Source organism: Caldifermentibacillus hisashii, assembly GCF_039654145.1.
GTDB lineage: Bacteria > Bacillota > Bacilli > Bacillales > Caldibacillaceae > Caldifermentibacillus > Caldifermentibacillus hisashii.
Genome location: NZ_CP155467.1, coordinates 2,720,586 through 2,741,895 on the forward strand (window position 1 = coordinate 2,720,586; position 21,310 = coordinate 2,741,895).

Below are 21,310 nucleotides of genomic sequence, written 5' to 3' on the forward strand. Positions count from 1 at the left end.
CAGACCAAGCAATGTTTATTGTATCGGTTTTGCTTGATCAAAATATAGCATGTAGATAGATAAAGCTTGATCCCAATTTCCGCTATTAATTGCTGTCAGCAGTTCAATATAATATTTCTTTTCGATTGGATTGGTAAATTGGAGTAAACGGATAAATTCCGATAAAATATACCATATTTTTAATAATAACTGATTATCCGTTAAAATTAAAATTCTTTCAAAAAATTTTTCACGATCAAAATATTTTTCATTCCATTGAGAAATATCAATATAAGTCCTGTTAAATACGAGTTTATAAATACCGGATGTTTCAATAATTCTTTTTACTTCTAAAATATCATGATCTGCATTCTCTCTTTGAAAAACAAAACTACTTAATAATTCTACCAGTTGATGTTTTCGAAAATCAACGATAAATGTTCCTTCGCCTCTTCTTGTTTCAATTAAACCAAGTAATTCCATGGCTCTTAAAGCCTCACGAACACTTGATCTACCAACATGTAAAAGATCTGTCAACTCTCTTTCAGATGGGAGTCTATCACCAGGCTGCAAATTTCTTTCTTGAATAATTTTTCTTATTTTTTCGAATGTTTCTAAGTATACTTTTTGTTGGTATTGCCTTTGGCCCACTTTTTTCACTCACCATTTTATATAGTTATCCCTTTTTGTTTTTATTCATCATTGCAAAAAATATTAATCTCTATTTAATTGATGCGATTTCTTTCGTTTTCTTGTGAACATTAGATGGGTCAACTTTTCTGCGTGCCACCCCAGTCTCCATTGCCGCTTTTGCTACAGCTCGGGCAACATATGGAGCCACTCTCGGGTCAAACGGATTTGGAATGACATAATCAGGTGACAATTGTTCATCACTAATTAGGCTGGCAATCGCTTCAACAGCTGCTTGCTTCATTTCTTCATTAATAATTGTTGCTCGAACATCTAAGGCACCACGGAAAATCCCCGGAAATGCCAGTACGTTATTGACTTGATTCGGATAATCAGAACGACCTGTTCCGATTACTGCAGCACCTGCTTCTTTCGCGTCCTCCGGCATAATTTCGGGAATCGGGTTGGCCATCGCAAAAATAATCGGATCCGGATTCATGGAGCGAACCATTTCCTTCGATAGGATTCCACCTGCAGACACCCCAATAAATACATCAGTTCCTTGAATGACTTCTTTTAGCGATCCTTTCTTTCCTTCACGATTTGTAATTTTTGCTACTTCTTCCTTAAGCTGATTCATCCCAAATGGTCGGCCTTCATAAATCGCCCCCTTTGTATCACACATGATTATATCACGGACTCCGTAGTGATAAAGTAATTTAATAATGGCAATTCCAGCTGCACCGGCCCCATTTATAACGACCTTAATTTCATGGATCTTCCTTCCTGTCAGCTTTAATGCATTCATTAAACCCGCTATGGTAACAATAGCTGTTCCATGTTGATCATCATGAAAGACAGGGATATTGGTTTCTCTTTTTAATCGTTCTTCAATTTCAAAGCAATTTGGAGATGCGATATCTTCCAGATTAACTCCGCCAAAGGTTGGTTCCAATAATTTGACCGTCTCAACAATCTTGTCAACATCCGTTGTCCCAAGGCAAAGTGGAAATGCATCAACCCCGGCAAAACTTTTAAACAGGACCGCTTTCCCTTCCATTACCGGCAGTGCTGCTTCCGGTCCGATATTGCCTAATCCCAGCACGGCAGTTCCATCTGTAACAACAGCTACAGTATTGCCTTTCATTGTATAATCGTATACCAGTTCAGGATGTTCGTAAATTTCTTTACATGGTTCTGCAACACCCGGTGAATATGCCAAACTTAAATCCTTCGGCGATTGCAATTGAACTTTAGATACCGTTTCAAGTTTCCCCATGTTCATTTGATGTAATTGTAGTGCTTCTTCCCTTAAACTCACCTTCTCCACCCCTCAAAACATTACGAATATTTATTAAATAGTGGTCTGACCACATATTATTACTAATATAAACATAAATAATCAGATTGTAAAGATATCATTAAAAATATTTTTCTCGTAATGTTTCAAACTTTCGGTCAAGGCCCATAAGAAAAACACCAAAAAATTCCAACTACATCGATCGGCATCCTTCCGTCAAAATTCATCATTTCTAAACGAACTTGGAAATATTTTTGACAAGTTTTATCCTTGACAACCAATCCATATCGAAGTGACGGTCCTTCCTTGTGAGCTAGCTCGTATTGTTTATCTCCACCAGAAAAACAACAAAAGCAGAGCATCGACTTTTCGCTTTCTTTACTTTATGGCAACATTATGTTCTCCCAATAATTTTTTTAATTCTGAGATAGCTGCACTGTCCGGATTAATCCAATGTTCTTTTGCCAACTGGACGGTCTGATGGTTTTTTTCATAATAAAGAATGATTGGCATACTCCCTTTATATTTTTTAATCATATTCTTCAATTTCCCTAATAATTCATTCGTTTGATGATTTGCATCAATTTTAATATACACCTTTCTACTTTCTGGTTCTTTTCGCAGTTTTTCAACGGATTGGATGAAATTAACGATAAATTGCTTTTGACCATGTCGAAAATCAAGCGTACCGGTCATAAAAACAATTTCTCCTTTTTTTACTAAGGCTGAAGATGTCCGATAAACATTTGGGAAGACAACTGCTGACATGTCTTGCGATTCATCACTAATTTGTAAAAAAGCCATTGCTTCACCATTTTTTGTTCTTGTTTTCCGTACTTCTTGAATATAAGCGCCGACATGATATTTTGATCCGGCAATTTTCAGTTCATCCAGTAACAGAGCACCTTGACTTTGAAGCAGCTTGCGATACATGCTGACCGGATGTCTTGAAATAAATAAACCTAAAACCTGCTTTTCAAATTGTAATTTTTTATCAATAGGAATCGGTTCAACTTCAACATATTTCGGCTTAATATCCAGTTCTTCTGAAAATAATGAGTCAATTTGATGATCGTCGGGTTTCATTAATTGAGCATGTTCAATCGCCACATCCAAAGTTGCCAACAGGACTGCCCGGTCATGCCCAAATTCGTCAAAACTTCCGGCATGAATCAAGTTTTCCAACACTTTTCGGTTAACGACTTTAAGTGAAACACGTAAACAGAAATCAAATAAATCGGTAAACGGCCGTTCCCCCCTAGCTTGGATAATCTCTTTTAATGCTTGAAAACCGACTCCTTTAATCGCAGCCAAGCTAAAACGAACTCCATCACGCTCAACTTGAAATTGATAATAGCTGTGATTAATGGATGGTGGATAAATAGTAAATCCGAGATGTTTCAGTTCTTTAATGTACTCAGCGGTTTTATTTTCATTTCCTACGACCGAAGTTAATAAACTTGCCATGAAATACAATGGATAATGGGCTTTTAAATATGCGAGTTGATAACTAATCATGCTGTAGGCAACGGCATGACTGCGATTAAAACCATAATCGGCAAAGCGGACAATCAAATCATATATTTCATTTGCCGTTGTTTCCGAATAGCCATTATTTTTGGCACCGGCTACAAAATGTTGCCTTTGTTGATCCAAAACTTCCCGCTTCTTTTTTGAAACCGCCCTTCTAAGTAAATCTGCTTCCCCTAATGTGAAACCTGCCATTTTGGAAGCAATTTGCATAATTTGCTCCTGATATACGATGACTCCATATGTTTTCTTTAAAATATTTTCCAAGTCAGGATGTGGATAACGGACCGGTTCCTTTCCATGTTTTCGATTAATATAGACAGGAATATTTGTCATCGGTCCCGGACGATACAACGCATTGACAGCAACAATATCCTCAAATTCCGTCGGTTTCAGGCGTATTAACACATCTCGCATTCCTTCCGATTCCAATTGAAAAATCCCTGTTGTCTGACCTTTTTGTAACAGTTTAAAAGTTTTTTCATCATCAAAAGGAATATGTTTTAAATCAATTTTTTTCTGTTGTTTCTTGTGGATGGACCGAATGATTGATTCGATAAGTGATAAATTTCGTAATCCAAGGAAATCCATCTTTAATAAACCGATTTCTTCCAAGGTTCCCATCGGGTATTGGGTCAGCAAAACATCATTTGATCCTGTTTGTAAAGGAATCCATTCAACCAGTGGTCTGTCCCCGATAACAACCCCGGCTGCATGTGTTGAAGTATGGCGCGGTAATCCTTCAATTTTTGCGGCAATTTGGAAAATCTGCTGAAAGTTTTCGTTTTTCATTAAATCTTGTAAAGCTTGGGACTCTTTCGTCGCTTCCTTTAAAGTGATTCCTAATTTGTTCGGTATGCTTTTCGATAATTGATCCAATTCCTTATTTGTTCTTCCAAAAACGCGGGCAACATCCCTTACAGCTGCTTTAGCCGCAAATGTACCAAAAGTAATAATTTGAGCCACATGGGTAGATCCATATTTTTTCGCCACATACTGAATAACTTCATCGCGCCTGTGATCAGGAAAGTCGATATCAATATCCGGCATAGACACCCGCTCAGGATTCAAAAACCTTTCAAACAACAGATCAAATTTAATCGGGTCAACATCCGTTATTTCAAGAACATAAGCAACAAGACTTCCGGCTGCCGATCCCCTGCCCGGTCCGACAATAATACCATTTTTTCTGGCAAATTGAACATAATCCCAAACGATTAAAAAATAATCACTAAACTTCATCTTCTTAATAATGTCAAGTTCATATTTCAGTCGTTCTTTATAAATCGGAGTTGGTGAATCGATTCTAATAGATAAATTTTTTTCACACAGTTCACTTAAAAACACATCGCTTGTTTTTTCATCGAGCGGGTATTTAGGCAATAATTGTTGATGAAAGGGAATTTCAACTTGACACTGTTCCGCAATTTTCAAAGTGTTTTCGATTGCTTCCGGGTATTGTTGAAATAAGCTGTTCAGCTCTTCATTTGTACGCAAGTAACCTTCTTTATCCAAAGCATCTTCAGTCAACTCGGAAATATTTATATTCTCTTTGATCGCCTGCAAACATTTCCATGAAAAATAATCTTCTTTATCCAGAAAACAAACTTTATCGACAGCTGCGACGGGTATATTCATCTCCTCACTCATACTATAAATCGCTTTTCTTAACGTTTCATGATCCCGGGATGGTAATGACTGAATTGATAAATAGAAGGATTCTTTCTCAAATAATTGTTGATAGAAGCTGACTTTTTCCTTTGCACGTCCTTCTTGCCCTTGCAGAATATACGTTTCAATTTCTCCTTCAATACCGGGAGAAATGGCGATCAAACCTGAACAATAATGTTTAAGCCATTTGATTGGGATACCTTTTGGAGATTTTGTCTGAATAGCACTCGAAATTTTCATTATGTTTTGGTACCCTTGTAAATTTTTTGCATAAAAAAGCAGCGGATAGGCGGTCGTTTCGTATTCCTCTTCAATTAAAATATCAGCTTCTAGTCCAATGATCGGTTGTATACCATAGGTCCGGCATGCTTTATAAAAAGGGATGACACCGTAAAGAACATTTTGATCCGTAATTGCCAGTGCATGGAATCCTCTTTGTTTTGCTGCCATAACCATTTTTTCAGGTTGGATTGTACTTGATAAAAGTGAATAGGCACTGTACATATGTAAAGGTACCATAGGCAACACATCTTCCTTCCGTTCATCCTATTTCTTCTCATTATAGCACATATGTTCTTATTTTAACACTGAAAGCAAGCAAAGAATTGTAAAATATTCATATTTACTCCATTGTACCAATAAATTATTAATAGGGGCAGTCCGATTTCGGCTGTTTATGTTAACAGGGGGTTGTTTAAATGACAGAAGCATTTGTACCAACGTTTATCCATAGTTATTTTATCGCACTTGGAGTTATTCTCGGCGGCTCCTTGATTGGCGGTTTATCAGCCTTTTTAATCGGTGAACCGCCACTTACAGAAATCTACCGACTATCCAATAGTTTACGGATATGGGCAATTGTTGCCGCTATCGGTGGAACGTTCGATGCCGTATATAATTTTGAACGTGGATTGATGCACGGACAGACCGGCGATCTTGTCAAACAAATTTTTCTCATTTTATCCGCTTTAGGTGGTGCACAAACCGGAGCACTGATTATTAATTGGCTTACCCAGGGGCATTTGTCATGAGAATCCCTCCCTATTTTTATTCAAGAAGCTTCCAACGATTTTTTTCCGGCGTCGTAATCGGTGCGATCATCAGTTGGTTAATTTTTCTGTACATGTTTGGGCGTATGCAGGAAGAGCAGGTAAAAGTAATCCGTCAGCAAGAGGAATTAATTGCCGATTTAGAAAAAGAAAAAAATATTTGGCAGGAAGATTTCAAAAAACTGAACGAGAAAAATAAAGAGTTGCTTACGGTTCAAGATATATCGATTAAAATCACCAATGGTTCTAAATATAAAATTGATGCATTAAGTATTTTCGAAGTGCAAGAGAAGGTAAAAGAAGATATCAGTAATGTACTGGCGAAAGATTTACATGTTGTTTATACAAGTAAAGATTTATTGGAAAAAGTCATTGAAAATAAGCCGGTTGTCATCAATGACCGCCGTTATCAACTGACTGTACGAAAAATGGTGATTTATACCACCTTGAATATCGAATTAGAACTAACATTGGCACAATAGCAAAAATCAGATGGGCTTGTGGTTAACTAGCCCATCATGGCATCTAAATGTTGCTGTTTTCTTCTTAAGTTCCAAGTGCAGGAAACATCCTTATCCCGGATTAGCGACTAGCTTTGATTTTCCAAATAATCTTGAACAACTTTTTTCAGTTCTTCCATAACCCGGTCTACTTCATCCCAAGAGTAAATTGTTGCACCGGCTGCACGTGGATGGCCACCACCAGAGAATTTTTTCGCTACTTCATTGATCGTGGGGCCATTAGAACGGAGACGAACCCGAATCTGATTCGTTTCTTCAACAAAGAACGCCCATGCCTTTATTCCTTGAATATTTCCTAACACGCTAACCGTTTGTGAAGCTTCTTGCGGTCGTAAGTTATATTTGGTCAACAGCCTTTGATCAATAATAACTTTGGCAACACCGTCAAACTCAAATTCAAAGTTTTGTAAAATATAGCCTTGAAATTTAGCGAGATTTTGTGTTGTTTCATACATTTTTTCAAATAAATCGGTTCGCGAAAATGGATATTTTATTAGTTCACTTACATATTGAAATGTTTTTTCTGTGGCACTCGGATACAAAAACCGTCCTGTATCACCCACGATACCGGCAAATAGAAGTCTTGCCCCTTCCGTTGATAATTTCAATCCATCCCCTTTTCCATATAAAAAAAACTCGTAAATTAATTCACTGGTTGAACTGGCATTTGTATCGACCCAAACAATATCACCATATTTATCCTCATTCGGATGATGATCGATTTTAATGAGAAATGCCCCCGTATGATAACGTCCATCAGATATTCGCTCCCGATTGGCCGTATCACAAACGATGACAAGCGCATTCCGGTAACTCTCATCAGGTATTTGATCCATGGTATTTAAATATTTCAATGTTTTCTCATCTTCACCAACGACATACACATGCTTCTCAGGAAATGAAGTTTGAATGATTTCTGCCAAGCCGCCTTGAGATCCATAAGCATCAGGGTCGGGCCGGATATGTCTATGAATAATAATCGTATCAAACTCTTTTATTTTTTGTAAAATTTGTTCTTTCATATTTAATAGCTCCTTCTCACTTTTTCCATCAAAATTCACTGTAAACGATATCGTCCTTTTTTATGGCATTTTTTTAAATTAGCAGGTAAAATAATATCAAAACAGAAAAGGGAGAGACGGATATATGCCTGTATTTGTTGTGATCATCGTTTTTTCAGTTATCTTTTATTTATATTACAAAGTAAAATCTTTTCAGGCAAAAACTCCGATAGAGAAAAAATGGTGGAATGCCAAATCTTCTATTGCACTCGGCTTGTTTGTCGCTGTCTTTGGATTCAATCGTTTATTCATCACCCAAACCACTGTATCCATTATCATCGGCATACTTTTTATCATCGTTGGAACCATCTCTATCTGGACAAACTTTAAAGCGTATAAATATTATTCACCCTATGTTGAAACAAAAAAAGAGAATATGGAAAAAGGTATGTAAAAAACCAATTGATAGTACAATGTATAAAAATTAACGATCTAAAAATTGAACCATAATCAAAGCTTTTGCAGCAATCATTCCCTTTGAAACTACTTCCACATCTACCTTACCGAACTTTCTCCCAATTTCAAGAATATTCGGCCGGATCGTTATATCATAGTCGATTTGAACCGGCTTTAAATAATATACAGACATGCTTTCAACGACAATCTCACCTTTTTTCTGTGCGCGAAATAATCGATGAACCGATTCGATAATGGTAGAAGTAAGGACACCATAAGAAATTGTACCATGTTGATTTGTCATTTGAGGTGTCACATCAAATTCATAACTAACATCGACACCATCTGTCGTTTCTTTTTTATGTAGGTGGTTAAAAATTAAGTTTTCTATTGTTTCACCCACATGTGGCTGCCTTTGAATAGTTTGGAGTGATTTCAACACATCTTGACGACTGATAATTCCTAAAAGCCGATTTTGGTCATCAACCACCGGCAAAAGTTCGATGCCTTCCCAAATCATAATATGGGAAGCAGATGCTACACTTGTTTTTAATGTGACGGTAATTGGTTGTTTTGTCATTACTTTTTCAAGCGGTCGCGCGCGATCTTCACTGATTACGTCTTTTGAGGTGACCATGCCCTCTACTTTCAGATCGTCGGTAACTACCGGAAACCGGGTATGTCTGTATTTCTCGTTCAATTCATACCACTTTTGAATCGGTTCATTGACTTTTAAATAATACGTTTGTTCGATAGGAATCAAAATATCCTCAACAAGCAATATTTCTTTTTTAATGAGTTGATCGAAAATAGCACGGTTGATTAATGTCGCCACTGTAAACGTATCATAACTAGTAGAAATAATCGGCAGTTCCAGTTCATCAGCCAATTTTTTAACATCATCACCGGTATCAAATCCCCCGGTTATTAGGACGGCTGCCCCTCTTTGCAATGCAGACTTTTGCGCTTTCATCCGATTCCCGACAATGAGCAGGTTTCCCGCTTCTGTATAGCGCATCATTGCTTCAACTTCCATTGCACCGATGACAAATTTATTCAAGGTTTTGTGTAAGCCGCTTTTACCACCTAAAACTTGTCCATCAACAATATTGACAATTTCCGCAAACGTAAGTCGTTCAATATTTTCCTTTCGTTTTTGCTCTATGCGGATCGTACCTACCCGCTCAATGGTACTGACAAACCCTTTATTTTCCGCATCTTTTATCGCTCGGTATGCTGTTCCTTCACTCACCCCTAATTCTTTTGCGATCTGTCTGACAGAGATTTTATCACCAATTGGTAAATTCTGTATGTATTGTAATATTTGTTCATGTTTCGTTGTCATTGTTTCACCTTCAGTCAACATATTTTCATGGATCGTCTCATATGTGCATTATACCAGTTTTTTCAATATCTTTTAAATGATTTCCACGAAAATTAGAAGTTGCCTGTTTCATGATCAACGTAAAAAAGTTCGCTGGTTATTTTGGCAGGGATAAATATTAACCACGCTGATAATACTTGACTTTTCCCCTAGATTTCTGATCGATTTTATGAGGAACTTGCTTGCTTTTTTTCGGTGCAAATAAAACGGCTGCCAGATTACCGGCGAATGCCATAATGAGAAGACTTAGCCATGTCCAAGAAAAATAAACAGATAAAGAATTTCCGTGCAATTGTAGCTCAGGGAGTGCATAGTACAGAAGGAAACAACAAATCAATAAAGATAAAATACAACGATTTTTCATTCTTTTCTCCTGCCTTCTATAAGTCTTTTGTTTTCAATATATGCAAATCTCATAAATAAATGAACCGGAAATAGTTTATAAAGTGAAACTTCTATCCGTGGGGGCTTTATCCCCACGGATGGTTAGTTGAACTAATCGGGCACTTACGGACACTTATCTTCCTCCTTTTACATCTTTGATTTCCCTTAAGCTACAGGAGGAAGATTTAGTGACCGTTTGTGCGAGATAAAGTGAAACTTCCATCCGTGGGGGCTTCATCTCCACTGATGGTTAGTTGAACCAATCGGACACTACGGACACTTATCTTCCTCCTTTACATCTTTGATTTCTCTTAAGCCACAGGAGGAAGATTTGTGCAGGATATAATGAAATTTTTCCAATTAATGGTCGCTGATTGTTTTTGTAAAAATGTGTGAGTATCCTTTTTCTGTAACTAGCCCACTATCTTCTGTTACTATCCTGTTAAAAAAGACGAGTAGACAGATAGACATTACTACCCGCTTACTCGTCCAGAATTCCCTTTATAATTATCAATTCATCTCATCCTTCAATTCCAAAACCTCAGATTCCGTTAACTCTGTCATCTTAACGATAATGTTAATATCTGCACCTTCCATTAACATCTTTTTTGCAATTTCCCGTTTGCCTTTTTTTATGCCCTCTTCTATGCCTTCCTCTTTTCCTTCTCTTCTTCCTTCCTCTTTTCCTTCTCTCATTGCTTCCCCACGAATGGAGTTTATGTCCTTTAATGCTTTTTCACGGGCTTCCGCCAACATCCGCGCTTCCCTGTCCATACTTACTGTGCGCAACATATCTACCGCATTTTCTATTATTGGGTCTTGATTTGCCATCTCTTCCCACCTCGCATCATCTTCATTTGTTAAAAAGCGTATCCATTTTGCCATCCGGTCATTCGGATGAATCAGATTTTCCTTGTCTTGCCTGACAAACTTCGGCATTTCAATAATACGTAACTTAACTCGTTCCTTTCATGTTTATTATACAAAATTTTGGCTTCGATGAATATAACGGAATTTTCGGTCACTTTGAAAAAAATTAGGATGCTTAGTACAGTAAAAAAACGATGAAGGAAGGAAAATCTTTGGGGAATTTTATGTTTATCTTATTCGACAAAAAGACAAAAAATCCTTCAATTTTTTCAAAAAAACTATATAAAAATTTAAGGAAAAATCCCTACTTATAAATCGATAAGTAGGGATTAAGCGTTTATCGCGTTTATAAAGACATGTTTGTATAAAATTGTTGCTTTTTGATTAAAAGTAGTCTTTATAAAAGGTGGATGGTTCGTTAACGGGCTTTTGTCTGCTTCCGGCCGTAAGAATGTAACCGTAGCAGCAAACGAAAACAACTTTTATAAATTAAAGTTCAATTGTTTCTCCCGGTTGTAGCACTTTTCCATTGCCGTCTTCAAGCAAATTAATAAATCGACCGGGATCTTGTTTTATCACCGGAAAGGTATTGTAATGAATCGGGACAACGGTTTTTGCATGAAGCAATTTGGCTGCATAGGCCGCATCTTCCGGACCCATTGTAAAGTTATCTCCAATCGGTAAAAAGGCCAAATCGATCGGATGTCTTTCTCCAATTAATTTCATATCGAAAAATAGAGATGTGTCCCCTGCATGATATATCGTTTTTCCTTCAATGGTTATAAGAAGACCGGCCGGCATACCTGTATAAATAATCGTTTGTTCCCCCGTTTCTACACCGGTACTATGGAAGGCTTGAGTAAATTTCACTTTTCCAAATTCAAATTCATAAGAACCTCCGATATTCATTTCATGGGTTTTTACACCTTGCCAGCTTAAATAATTTGCCAATTCTACCATTGCTATAACAAGAGCATCTTTCTTTTTTGCCAGTTGAACAGTGTCACCTACATGATCCCCGTGTCCATGGGTTAATAAAATAAAATCCGGACTCTCATTTTCAACTTTTAGATCCGTATTCCCATTTCCGGTGATGAAGGGATCGATAAGAATTTCCTTTCCATCTGTTACTATTTTTACAACTGAATGACCGTGATAGGATACTTTCATTTATAAATACTCCTTTCCAATTATTGAGGGTTATTAAATTACTTCTATATCAGACGGTTGAAATCCTGCTATTTTTCCTTATATTTACTTTTTACTGCATAAGTGCTAACTTAAACTTGTAGTGATTTTGCTAATGATACCAATACATATTCAAATGATTCGGATAATAATAAAATGAACAAAATATTGGTAGTCACACAAACAATTTTTATTTTAATACGAGGTGAAAAGAAATGAAAAAAAGAATTGAACGATTTGCCAAGTGGCTCGAACAAGAAACGATCGATGCGGCCATTTTGACTTCCACGGAAAACGTCTTTTATTTTAGTGAATTTTATAGTGACCCTCATGAACGTCTGTTAGCCATCGTCCTTTTTCCCCATGCTGAACCATTCCTTGTTTGTCCGCAAATGGAGGAAGAAACCGCAAAAGCAGCCGGTTTTGAACAAATGATTATCGGTTACAAAGATACAGATGATCCTTGGGAAAAAGTTTTTGCTGAAATGAAGAAACGAGCTTCAGGTTCAGTTGCTAAGATTGCCATTGAAAAAAGCCATATGAATGTAGAAAGATATGAAATTTTACGAAAAGCTTTTCCATCTGTACGGTTTATCCAAGCGGAGGAAAAGTTAAACGAGCTTCGAGCCGTTAAAGATCCGGTAGAGCTTGAAAAATTGAGGAAAGCATGTGAGCTTGCCGATTTCGCAATTGACGTCGGTATACACGCAATTAAAGATGGTGCTAGTGAATTAGCCATTGTAGCGGAGATCGAATATGAATTAAAGAAAAAAGGTGTCGAACAAATGTCTTTCGCAACCACTGTCCTTTCCGGTCCAAAGGCGGCCTCTCCGCACGGTAGTCCCGATTTGACAAAAGTACAAAAAGGGCAACTTGTTCTATTCGACCTTGGTGTCATTTATGAAGGTTATTGCTCAGATATTACTAGGACAGTCGCTTTTGGTGAGATTGATGATGAAGCGGTTCGCATATATGAAACGGTCCGAAAAGCTCAGGAAGCTGCTGTTTTAGCCACAAAGCCGGGGAAGACGTGTGCAAATCTTGACTTAACTGCTAGAAAAATTATTCAAGATGCCGGTTATGGTGAATACTTTACCCATCGTTTAGGGCACGGTCTCGGTATTAGCATCCACGAATTTCCGTCAGTTACCGAAACAAATCCGCTTGTCCTTGCTGAAGGGATGGTTTTTACAATTGAACCCGGAATTTATATTCCAAATCGGGTTGGTGTTCGGATTGAAGATAGTGTTGCCGTTACTGCAACAGGTGTGGAAGTCTTGACAAAATATCCGAAAGAGCTGCAGTTCGTGTAAACAGAGCAAATAGAAATTTTTTAAAATGGGGAAGTGTAGGCTTCCCCATTTCTCTTTATTGGCATATATTATCGTATATTACCTTATCCCAAAACCAAGGAATCGTTTTCTTTTTTCATATAATTGTAAAATTTTTGCTTTCAAATTCTCTCATTAATAGTATAATAATAGGTAAAGGAGGGGGTTTTATGTCAAATTATAAAAAAATTATTGTTGCAATTGATGGTTCAAAAGAGGCAGAGTATGCGTTTAAAGAAGCGATAAAAATTGCCAAAAAAAACGATAGTACCTTGCTTCTCGTCCATGTCATCGATTTACGCACCTTTGCGACAATTAATGCATACGATCAATCGATTGTAGAGCGAGCTGATTCATATGCGCAAGAATTATTGGAAACCTATAAAGAAGAGGCGATCAATGCCGGAATTGAAAATGTTAGTATTATTATCGAATACGGTTCGCCTAAAGTGAAAATTTCTAAAGATATTGCGCAAAAATATGAAGCGGATTTAATTTTGTGTGGTGCGACAGGACTAAATGCAGTCGAACGTTTTCTAATCGGAAGCGTTTCTGAATATATCGTCCGTCATGCAAAATGTGATGTCCTCGTTGTGAGAACAAATAAACAATAGTTAAAGATCGAATAGCCGCTTAAAAAGATTTTATTATTATTAAGGGTTTCCAAATTTAAAGATTGGAAAGCTATTAAGCAAATGGGACTTATTATTGGCTGAAAAACATTCGCTTTTTTTCGATTTATGCGTCTTGTGCATTTATGGGCTGAAAAAATACTAGCAAAAAAGGGTTCTGACCAACTGTTTGGGTAAGTGGTCGGAACCCTTTAATGATCTGATTTCCCGAGATTTCCGAAACCATCCAATATCTAGTAGTTCAGATTGGTCAAAATCTATCTGGTAACACTCAAAAAGGATTTATGAAAAATATTTCACTGGATAAGGTCTTGGCTAATCCGATACAACTTAATGAAAGATTTTGAAAAAAATAATTGGTTTGTTAATGATTATCTAGTTTCTCTTGCAATAATCGATATTGATAAAACCTTTTTGCAAATGACACCACTTTTTTTGTAATCGCATAGTTGATACCGGCACTGAATACAATACTGAACAGCGAATTACTCGTTTCTTTCTTTTTATTAAAAAGGTAGATAAACCATCCCTTCAATATTTGCGACAATGGTCGTGTCAGCCAGGAAGCGTCTGTAATTTTTTCATTTCCTTCATATAAAAACGGAATACTTGCATTAGTCACCTCTTCCATTAATTCCTGCCAGAACATTTTTTGAAATCTCTTTGGTAATGTTGCACAATAAAAAACTTTTAAAGCAATCATCATTTCAAACGGATATCTCATATCGTAACCATAAGTCGAGCCAATTAACTGTACGGCACGTAAATTAATGGTTAACATTAACGGCAAATCTGCCCCTAGTAATAAGGTATGGCCGGATCCGGACATCCCTCCTTGAAAAAGCGAAAGCAGTTGATGATTGGAAATTTGTTGATTGGCAAAATGATTCAACTGTTCAATTGGTAATAATTTTAAATCGGCGACGGTTTGAATTTGATTGTTATGTATTTGGGCTTGTGTCAATATAAGTTCTATTTTTTCATTTACATTTTGCGACTGTTGGATCGCATTTTGCACATAAAACAACCATTGATCTAAATTATTGAAAAATCTTTCTCTGAGCTCATCAGGTATCAATTCTATCGACTCTTCCAACCAATAATCATACATCCGCTCAAAATCATTGGTTTTTTCCACAAAAAACGTTTCTTCCCAATTCTGCAATTCACGATACAATTTCAACTCATAATCAGATAACCCCATGCGATTGCCACCTCCAAATGAAAGGTTTTTGCCTATTATATCATAAGCCCAATGGCAAATACTATTAATGGAAAAAGGCTATCCTGATGGATAACCGATAAATTTTTTGGATATAATGATTAACATCCCGAAAGGCTATTCAAATTCCAATATTTTGTGTCATACCAAATCTGGTTTAATATATTTTTGTGCTATTTCGTAATAAAATTCCCAAAGAACTGCGGCAAATACTTTTTATGAGCTTCCAACATATCATCCACAATTTGTTTTGCTAACGTGTCTGATGCAACGAGTGGGTTAATCGTTAAAGCTAATACTGCTAAATTCCGGTCACCGGTGACAGCTGCTTCTGCTGCTACTCGTTCAAAGGATTTTATTTGTTGAACAAGTCCCCGAACAGGAACAGGCAAGTCTCCTACAGCAATCGGTTTCGGTCCGTCTTTGGTAATAACACAACTGATTTCAACCGCTGATTCATCCGGTATACTGGCAATGGCCCCGTTGTTTCTTGTATTCACAGGCTGAATATCTCTTTTATCATTGTAGATACTGGAGATTAAGCGTACAGCCGCATCGGAATAATAGGCACCACCCCGCTTTTCCAATTGCGGTGGTTTGATATCTAAATTCGGGTCTTTATATAACTCAAATAATTCCTTCTCAAGTTTTTGGACAACTTCTGCACGTGTCCCTTCCGCCTCTGCCTCTTGTTTCACCTTCTCAAACATTTCCCTCGATTTATAATAATAGTTATGGTAAGGACAAGGAATCACATTGATTGCCTTTAAAAATTCCGGTTCCCAGCCAAAACCGTGGATATTTTTAACAAAGCTGTTATCATCAAGCGCTGTAACCATTTTAATCACTTGATCTTTCACACTCACCCCGTCTAAATATACATCCAAGCCATAGACCATATGGTTCAGTCCGGCAAAGTCGATTCTGATTCGAGAGTGATCGACTTCCAATAATTCGGCAACGGCCATTTCCATACCGATCGGTACATTACATAATCCGACAACCTTATCAATATTGGCATATCTGAGTACAGCCTCAGTGACCATTCCGGCCGGATTTGTAAAATTAATCAGCCAAGCATCCGGACAAAGTTCCTCCATATCTTTACAAATATCCAAAATAACCGGGATTGTCCGTAAACCTTTAAACAATCCGCCGGGTCCATTTGTCTCTTGTCCTAACACACCGTATTTTAGCGGTATTCGTTCATCTTTAGCCCGAGCATCCAACAACCCGACACGAAATTGCGTTGTTACAAAATCTGCATCTTTTAATGCCGCTGCCCGATCCAGTGTCAAATGAATATCGATGGGCAATCCGGCTTTCGCAATCATCCGTTTGGCCAGATTACCAACAATATTTAATTTTTCCTGTCCTTCTTCAATATCGACCAGCCAAATTTCGGAAACAGGTAATTCATCATAACGTTTAATGAACCCCTCGATTAATTCGGGTGTATAACTGGAGCCGCCGCCAATTGTTGCAATTTTAAGACCCTTATTCAAAATAACCTCTCCTCATATAACATGATCATTGCAAAGGGCTGTCCAAAAAGAACTATTTTTCTTTTCGGTACATTCGTGATTTTCTGTTGTTCTGATGTTCTTTTGGCCTAACCCTAGAGTTGTTGACTCTTGAATATACTATTTCCCAAATCTTTTGTACATCTCAATCATTTCCTTAACTAATAAGGTGATGGTTTCTGTACTCATTAATTGGTCTTCCGCATGCATAAATAGTAAAGAGAATTCAACCTTATCTCCGGCTGCTTCTTTTTGGATAAATGAAGCATGAACTTTATGACCTTCTACAAAGTACGTATTTGCCTCCTTCAATTTTGCTTCCGCTAAAGCAAAATCACCTTCTTTAGCTGCGAATAGCGCTTCCATTGCCAGACTTCTCGCCGTACCGGTATTACTAATCATTTGAAACCCAATCATTTCTAAACTTTCTTCACTCAAATTTTTTCGCCACTCCTTCAATTAATATCGTTTGATCACCTATAGCAAAATTCATTAATGGCCTGACACCAAATAAACCGCTTTGATGTATATGATCATGACCCCTTTTATTTTTAAAGCGAATACATGCCTAAGATCCTTAAAAATTTTTCTGTATAATTATTTATTATCAATTAACTTAAGTGCTTCTTCTAACACTTTTTCCCCGTTCATCATTCCGTAATGCTGCATATTGATTGATTCAACCGGAATATTTTTTCCTTGTAGTTTCTTTTCAAATTGAGCCTTCATAAACCGAACTTGTGGTCCAAGTAATAAGACATCAATGTTCTTCTTTTCTAAAGTGCTATCGACTTCGGATGCGGATATAGCAAAAATATCAGCCTCGATATTTTTTGCCTCTGCTGCTTTTTGCATTTTTGTGACTAACAAACTCGTACTCATTCCTGCTGAACAAACTAACATAATTGTTTTCATATCAATTTCCTCCTTGATAGAGATATTTATTTTCCTTCTTCATCATTATACTACGAAAACGCTTAATTTTTTTGACTGTCAGTAAAAAAGAAAGACTTCAAACCCAGTTAAACCCGAAACGACAATTGAAAGGTTGACCAAGGCTTCAGGTAATCTAATAAAAAGATAGCGTCTTCCTCAAGATGCCCAACAACATTTCGGTTTCCTTCATTTTCCATTTCCTTTAATGCAATCTGAGCCTCTCCTTTATATTGACCAAAATGATCGTTACAAATGAGGATATCCCCTTTTTTAATGGGTTCCGTATGATGGGGCGGAATACTCTCCTGTTTATATTTAATACGTGTCGAGGTAGAACGAATCATATATTCCGAGCGATCCCCTCTATAAAGATGAACTTCATCAAAAATTATTTTCTTTTCTACTTCTGAAATACCTTCAGATAATTTTATTTCAAAACAAGGATGCAGGTTTAAATAAGCTTCTGACATTGCCTTTAATTCATTTTCCGTTGCATAAGCATTTCCAATAATTAAATCATCAATGGTTTCCATCAACCGATAATGAGTAACTTGAGTTTGAATAGGCAATTGACGGTGTTGTTCCAATGTACATAAACCAGCTTGTACCGGCCACGGACCGAATTCACCCTGTTGTGAGGTAACAAAAGCAGCAGTATGGATATTGTATTTATTAAAAAGGGCTGTCGTTTCTTCAAAGTGTGACTGTGAAATACCTGAATACCGTTGCGGATAAAAGTTATGTGAAGCGTATAAATTCTCTTTTTTCGGATGGTAACTTAAAATATTTTCAATGTATTTCGTACCGCTGCTCATGTTCACTTCGATTTTCAGATCATAAGGATTCTTAGTCATTTGCGCTTCTTCCAAACCTGTAAAACCAAGATCCAAGCGAATCCCATAAGCTCCGATCTGTTTAAAAAAACCGAGGTTATCATAACTAATATTCAGTTGTTTAAATAATCCGGGGTTAATATCTAAAATGGTTTCCATTCCTATCGAATTACCATACTCAATAATCTTTTTGAATTTATTAATTATCTCGTCTGCATCCCCTTCAATTTCCAATAGGCTTGTAAAAATTCTCTTGAATCCATATTTCCTAGCCAGATCGAGATATTCCTTGTCATGTTCAAAAGTACTTTTTGCAGGGTAAATTGATATACCAATATTTCCCATTTTTATCCTCCTATTAAATTCGTTACTTTTAAATTAATCGGGATCAATATTCTATAAAAGCTCCATTGAACTTTATTTCTTTAAACATTTTTTTCACTCCCTTCCACCGACTTCCTTTCCATAACTAGCTTCTATTTGGTTCAACATCTCATGAAACCTTCTTTTTTTCAACCGGGACCAAATCATCCCGACAAAGGCATCATTGAGTTTTTGAAGATAGCCGTAAGAGTCCATTCTTTCACTATAGGACAATTCGCAAGTTTCTTCAGTTAATGCCCGAAGCTGATAAGATACAACAAAATCATTTTTATCGGTGGTTGTTCGATACTGATAGGACTTATTTTTAATCGCTTCTTCAATCTGGATTGTCGCTTTATTATTTTTTGCAAACGTCTTATTATATTTGAACCCGGTCAGTTGATTTTCTGTCAACTCTTTCCCGGTATGGGAATGAATATCTGTCAAAACAGATTTAATGATCGTTTCATAAAGAAATTCAACCGGAACATTCATTATCCTGACTATTTCCATTTGATTCACCTAGTTTTTTTCTTATTTTGCTTCTTTTCCCTAAAAATTAGAAAAGTTCCAATGATAATAAGAAAGAGTGCAGTAGTCATACTTAGAATATCGTACTTTCCTTTTCGTGCATTTCCACTAATAATCAATAAGAGACAGCCGATACTGAGGAGAAATAGACCGCTTTTAACCATTTCAACCATCCTTTACTTTACAGGGGAAACACGGAAGTAAAGAACCGAACCCCACGGTTGATTTTTAATAGCTGATTTGGCTAGACTCGATGCTTTTTCCAAATCACCTGCGTTTGTCTCAAAATATAGATTAATCCCCTTTTTTTCTTTGTAGGAAAACTGAATTCCATCTTTATTAAGATTATTCAATAACTCAATAATTTTATCTTGATATGCAGCACTGCTAATTTCAATCATCTTATAACTCCTTTTCTTATGATTAAAAAGGGTGAGCAACCTCACAATGGAAGATGCCCCCCAAGTTTTTATCATTATTTTTCAGCTTCTTCACCTAAACTTGGATCCATTTTATTTGCAGCCATAACAAATGGAACCCAAATGAGGAATGAAACAACCATCGCTACTAATGTGACAATCGGTGCACGCCAATCTCCCCCTGTAGCCAAGAATGACATTAAGAACGGTGGTGTTACCCAAACTACTTGTTGAGAGACTGGGTTGACAAGCCCCCAAATTGTTGCAAAATAACCGATTGAAACAGACACAACCGGAGCAAGCAAGAATGGAATAAACATAATCGGGTTCAATACAATCGGTAACCCAAACATAATTGGTTCATTAATATTGAAAATTCCAGGTCCGACAGACAATTTACCAACTGTTAAGTAATCTTTTCGTTTTGAAAAGAGAAGAATTGCCAAAATTAACACAAGTGTCCCACCGGAACCGCCAAACCATGCATAGGCATCAAAAGAACCACGGACCCAATTGTACCCTTCTGAAATAACCAAATCAGCCCCGCCTTTTTGGAACAGGTTCACATTTTGCAATTGAGCTACACCGAAAACGCTTTCCAAAATTGGAGCAAGCACGTTCGGTCCATGAATTCCGAAGAACCAAAACAATTGCACAAACAAAGCGGTTAAGACTACGGCGCCAAATCCTTGAGACAATCCGAGGAGCGGCTCTGCAATTGTTTTTTGCATCCATTGTAAGAAGGTCATATCCGGAACCATTAAAGAGAAGAGCCAATAGAAAATAGCAACTACATATAAAGCGGCCGTTGCCGGAATAATTGATGCAAAAGCTTTAGAAATAGCAGGTGGAACAGAGTCCGGTAATTTGATCGTAATATCTTTTAACATTAATTTTACATATATCATAGTTGCAATAAAACCGATAATCATTGCAGTAAAAAAGAAATTTGCATCTAAGTTATTGAGCGGGAGCCAGCCCCAACCGGTTGCGGTGATTTCTTTCGGTGTTGCTGCCCAACCGGCTTTATTAATAGCTTCTATAGTAGCTGGATCCAAATTTAATCCTTTAAGTTTAATCCCACCGGTGAAAGAGAACGTAATGCCGGCAATTGAAGCTGCCGTTGATACAATCCCACCCGATAGCTCGTTTACCCCATAAGCTTTAGCAATATTGTAACCCCATGAGAATACGAAAATCAATCCGGCGATCGCAAGTGTACCATTCCAAACATATCCGTTAATCGTAATAATTTGTTTAATGACCGGAATAGTCGTTCCATCATATCCATCAATAAATTGTGGTGGAAGATCTCGCAAAATCGCATTAAGCATAACAGCCACCGAACCGGCCATCGTTGCGGGCAGTGTTCCTATAAATGCATCCCTTAAAGCAATGAGATGCTTTTGCCCACCGATTTTACTTGCAAGAGGAAGGAAAAACTTTTCCAGCCATGCAACTAAAGCATTCATGAAAGTACCTCCTTTAAAAAATTTTACGTGTGAGTATAATTTTTAAAACTTGTTCAAAACAGACCGAAGTTACAAAAGGTTGTAC

The 21,310-nt window shown here is 37.1% G+C and carries 20 protein-coding genes and 1 pseudogene; 5 read left to right on the forward strand and 16 right to left on the reverse strand.

Going from position 1 to position 21,310, the window contains the following annotated elements; translation table 11 throughout:
- Positions 1 to 15: 15 nt before the first annotated feature.
- From NSQ14_RS13215 to dnaE, 3 genes are all read right to left on the reverse strand, one after another.
- Entirely contained in the window at positions 16 to 630 is a 615-nt protein-coding gene (locus NSQ14_RS13215; RefSeq protein ID WP_034771660.1) for a FadR/GntR family transcriptional regulator, read from the reverse strand.
- A 70-nt stretch (positions 631 to 700) separates the two neighbouring features.
- Positions 701 to 1,930, reverse strand: a complete 1,230-nt coding sequence (locus NSQ14_RS13220; protein ID WP_034771661.1) for an NAD(P)-dependent malic enzyme — start codon at positions 1,928 to 1,930, stop codon at positions 701 to 703.
- 357 nt (positions 1,931 to 2,287) lie between these two features.
- Positions 2,288 to 5,629 carry a DNA polymerase III subunit alpha gene (gene dnaE / locus NSQ14_RS13225; protein ID WP_034771663.1) on the reverse strand — a complete coding sequence of 1,114 codons (3,342 nt, stop codon included), beginning with the start codon at positions 5,627 to 5,629 and terminating at the stop codon, positions 2,288 to 2,290.
- Between the two features lie 179 nt (positions 5,630 to 5,808).
- Between dnaE and NSQ14_RS13230 the strand changes: the two genes are divergently transcribed.
- Both NSQ14_RS13230 and ytrI read left to right on the forward strand, forming a co-directional pair.
- Entirely contained in the window at positions 5,809 to 6,141 is a 333-nt protein-coding gene (locus NSQ14_RS13230; protein WP_034771665.1) for a YtrH family sporulation protein, read from the forward strand.
- A complete protein-coding gene (gene ytrI, locus NSQ14_RS13235; protein WP_034771667.1) occupies positions 6,138 to 6,641 on the forward strand; it encodes a sporulation membrane protein YtrI in 504 nt (167 codons plus the stop codon). The genes NSQ14_RS13230 and ytrI overlap by 4 nt, the downstream gene beginning before the upstream one ends.
- A gap of 107 nt (positions 6,642 to 6,748) precedes the next feature.
- On the opposite strand, the gene NSQ14_RS13240 is transcribed toward ytrI, so the two are convergent.
- Positions 6,749 to 7,702: a DHH family phosphoesterase gene (locus NSQ14_RS13240; protein WP_227090604.1), complete on the reverse strand. Its 954-nt coding sequence runs from the start codon at positions 7,700 to 7,702 to the stop codon at positions 6,749 to 6,751.
- 124 nt (positions 7,703 to 7,826) lie between these two features.
- Between NSQ14_RS13240 and NSQ14_RS13245 the strand changes: the two genes are divergently transcribed.
- Complete coding sequence (locus NSQ14_RS13245; protein ID WP_041846458.1) at positions 7,827 to 8,135, forward strand: YtpI family protein; 309 nt, start codon at positions 7,827 to 7,829, stop codon at positions 8,133 to 8,135.
- A 30-nt stretch (positions 8,136 to 8,165) separates the two neighbouring features.
- Here the strand turns inward: NSQ14_RS13245 and NSQ14_RS13250 are convergent, their stop codons facing one another.
- The 4 genes and pseudogenes from NSQ14_RS13250 to NSQ14_RS13265 form a co-directional block, all read right to left on the reverse strand.
- The gene (locus NSQ14_RS13250) at positions 8,166 to 9,482 is read right to left on the reverse strand and encodes a DRTGG domain-containing protein (protein WP_034771670.1); all 1,317 of its coding nucleotides are present in this window, start codon (positions 9,480 to 9,482) and stop codon (positions 8,166 to 8,168) included.
- Positions 9,483 to 9,639: 157 nt separating this feature from the next.
- Positions 9,640 to 9,885 carry a hypothetical protein gene (locus NSQ14_RS13255; protein ID WP_041847931.1) on the reverse strand — a complete coding sequence of 82 codons (246 nt, stop codon included), beginning with the start codon at positions 9,883 to 9,885 and terminating at the stop codon, positions 9,640 to 9,642.
- A gap of 530 nt (positions 9,886 to 10,415) precedes the next feature.
- Positions 10,416 to 10,859 (reverse strand): annotated as a pseudogene (locus NSQ14_RS13260) (Rpn family recombination-promoting nuclease/putative transposase); the annotation flags it as partial.
- 405 nt (positions 10,860 to 11,264) lie between these two features.
- Positions 11,265 to 11,945, reverse strand: a complete 681-nt coding sequence (locus tag NSQ14_RS13265; RefSeq protein ID WP_041846455.1) for a metal-dependent hydrolase — start codon at positions 11,943 to 11,945, stop codon at positions 11,265 to 11,267.
- Between the two features lie 233 nt (positions 11,946 to 12,178).
- Between NSQ14_RS13265 and NSQ14_RS13270 the strand changes: the two genes are divergently transcribed.
- The gene (locus tag NSQ14_RS13270) at positions 12,179 to 13,276 is read left to right on the forward strand and encodes a M24 family metallopeptidase (RefSeq protein ID WP_041846454.1); all 1,098 of its coding nucleotides are present in this window, start codon (positions 12,179 to 12,181) and stop codon (positions 13,274 to 13,276) included.
- A 188-nt stretch (positions 13,277 to 13,464) separates the two neighbouring features.
- Positions 13,465 to 13,908 carry a universal stress protein gene (locus NSQ14_RS13275; RefSeq protein WP_034771675.1) on the forward strand — a complete coding sequence of 148 codons (444 nt, stop codon included), beginning with the start codon at positions 13,465 to 13,467 and terminating at the stop codon, positions 13,906 to 13,908.
- 382 nt (positions 13,909 to 14,290) lie between these two features.
- Here the strand turns inward: NSQ14_RS13275 and NSQ14_RS13280 are convergent, their stop codons facing one another.
- The 8 genes from NSQ14_RS13280 to NSQ14_RS13315 form a co-directional block, all read right to left on the reverse strand.
- Entirely contained in the window at positions 14,291 to 15,130 is an 840-nt protein-coding gene (locus NSQ14_RS13280) for an EcsC family protein (protein WP_041846453.1), read from the reverse strand.
- Positions 15,131 to 15,321: 191 nt separating this feature from the next.
- Entirely contained in the window at positions 15,322 to 16,653 is a 1,332-nt protein-coding gene (locus NSQ14_RS13285) for a 6-phospho-beta-glucosidase (protein WP_034771678.1), read from the reverse strand.
- A 138-nt stretch (positions 16,654 to 16,791) separates the two neighbouring features.
- Positions 16,792 to 17,109 carry a PTS lactose/cellobiose transporter subunit IIA gene (locus NSQ14_RS13290; RefSeq protein ID WP_280637985.1) on the reverse strand — a complete coding sequence of 106 codons (318 nt, stop codon included), beginning with the start codon at positions 17,107 to 17,109 and terminating at the stop codon, positions 16,792 to 16,794.
- Positions 17,110 to 17,268: 159 nt separating this feature from the next.
- Complete coding sequence (locus NSQ14_RS13295) at positions 17,269 to 17,586, reverse strand: PTS sugar transporter subunit IIB (protein ID WP_041903817.1); 318 nt, start codon at positions 17,584 to 17,586, stop codon at positions 17,269 to 17,271.
- A gap of 107 nt (positions 17,587 to 17,693) precedes the next feature.
- The gene (locus NSQ14_RS13300; protein WP_041903815.1) at positions 17,694 to 18,785 is read right to left on the reverse strand and encodes a DUF871 domain-containing protein; all 1,092 of its coding nucleotides are present in this window, start codon (positions 18,783 to 18,785) and stop codon (positions 17,694 to 17,696) included.
- A gap of 93 nt (positions 18,786 to 18,878) precedes the next feature.
- Positions 18,879 to 19,316: a DUF3284 domain-containing protein gene (locus NSQ14_RS13305; RefSeq protein WP_041903813.1), complete on the reverse strand. Its 438-nt coding sequence runs from the start codon at positions 19,314 to 19,316 to the stop codon at positions 18,879 to 18,881.
- A gap of 194 nt (positions 19,317 to 19,510) precedes the next feature.
- On the reverse strand, positions 19,511 to 19,735 hold the full coding sequence (locus NSQ14_RS13310) for a hypothetical protein (RefSeq protein ID WP_041903812.1): 225 nt from the start codon (positions 19,733 to 19,735) through the stop codon (positions 19,511 to 19,513).
- Positions 19,736 to 19,809: 74 nt separating this feature from the next.
- Positions 19,810 to 21,225, reverse strand: coding sequence for a PTS sugar transporter subunit IIC (locus NSQ14_RS13315; RefSeq protein ID WP_041903811.1), 1,416 nt, complete (start codon positions 21,223 to 21,225; stop codon positions 19,810 to 19,812).
- Between the last annotated feature and the right edge of the window lie 85 nt (positions 21,226 to 21,310).

Coding starts and splice junctions, on each gene's coding strand:
- dnaE (WP_034771663.1), bottom strand. CDS start 5,629: ATGGTACCTTTACATATGTACAGTGCCTATTCACTTTTATCAAGTACA.
- NSQ14_RS13230 (WP_034771665.1), top strand. CDS start 5,809: ATGACAGAAGCATTTGTACCAACGTTTATCCATAGTTATTTTATCGCA.
- ytrI (WP_034771667.1), top strand. CDS start 6,138: ATGAGAATCCCTCCCTATTTTTATTCAAGAAGCTTCCAACGATTTTTT.
- NSQ14_RS13240 (WP_227090604.1), bottom strand. CDS start 7,702: ATGAAAGAACAAATTTTACAAAAAATAAAAGAGTTTGATACGATTATT.
- NSQ14_RS13245 (WP_041846458.1), top strand. CDS start 7,827: ATGCCTGTATTTGTTGTGATCATCGTTTTTTCAGTTATCTTTTATTTA.
- NSQ14_RS13250 (WP_034771670.1), bottom strand. CDS start 9,482: ATGACAACGAAACATGAACAAATATTACAATACATACAGAATTTACCA.
- NSQ14_RS13255 (WP_041847931.1), bottom strand. CDS start 9,885: ATGAAAAATCGTTGTATTTTATCTTTATTGATTTGTTGTTTCCTTCTG.
- NSQ14_RS13265 (WP_041846455.1), bottom strand. CDS start 11,945: ATGAAAGTATCCTATCACGGTCATTCAGTTGTAAAAATAGTAACAGAT.
- NSQ14_RS13270 (WP_041846454.1), top strand. CDS start 12,179: ATGAAAAAAAGAATTGAACGATTTGCCAAGTGGCTCGAACAAGAAACG.
- NSQ14_RS13275 (WP_034771675.1), top strand. CDS start 13,465: ATGTCAAATTATAAAAAAATTATTGTTGCAATTGATGGTTCAAAAGAG.
- NSQ14_RS13280 (WP_041846453.1), bottom strand. CDS start 15,130: ATGGGGTTATCTGATTATGAGTTGAAATTGTATCGTGAATTGCAGAAT.
- NSQ14_RS13295 (WP_041903817.1), bottom strand. CDS start 17,586: ATGAAAACAATTATGTTAGTTTGTTCAGCAGGAATGAGTACGAGTTTG.
- NSQ14_RS13300 (WP_041903815.1), bottom strand. CDS start 18,785: ATGGGAAATATTGGTATATCAATTTACCCTGCAAAAAGTACTTTTGAA.
- NSQ14_RS13305 (WP_041903813.1), bottom strand. CDS start 19,316: ATGGAAATAGTCAGGATAATGAATGTTCCGGTTGAATTTCTTTATGAA.
- NSQ14_RS13310 (WP_041903812.1), bottom strand. CDS start 19,735: ATGATTGAAATTAGCAGTGCTGCATATCAAGATAAAATTATTGAGTTA.
- NSQ14_RS13315 (WP_041903811.1), bottom strand. CDS start 21,225: ATGAATGCTTTAGTTGCATGGCTGGAAAAGTTTTTCCTTCCTCTTGCA.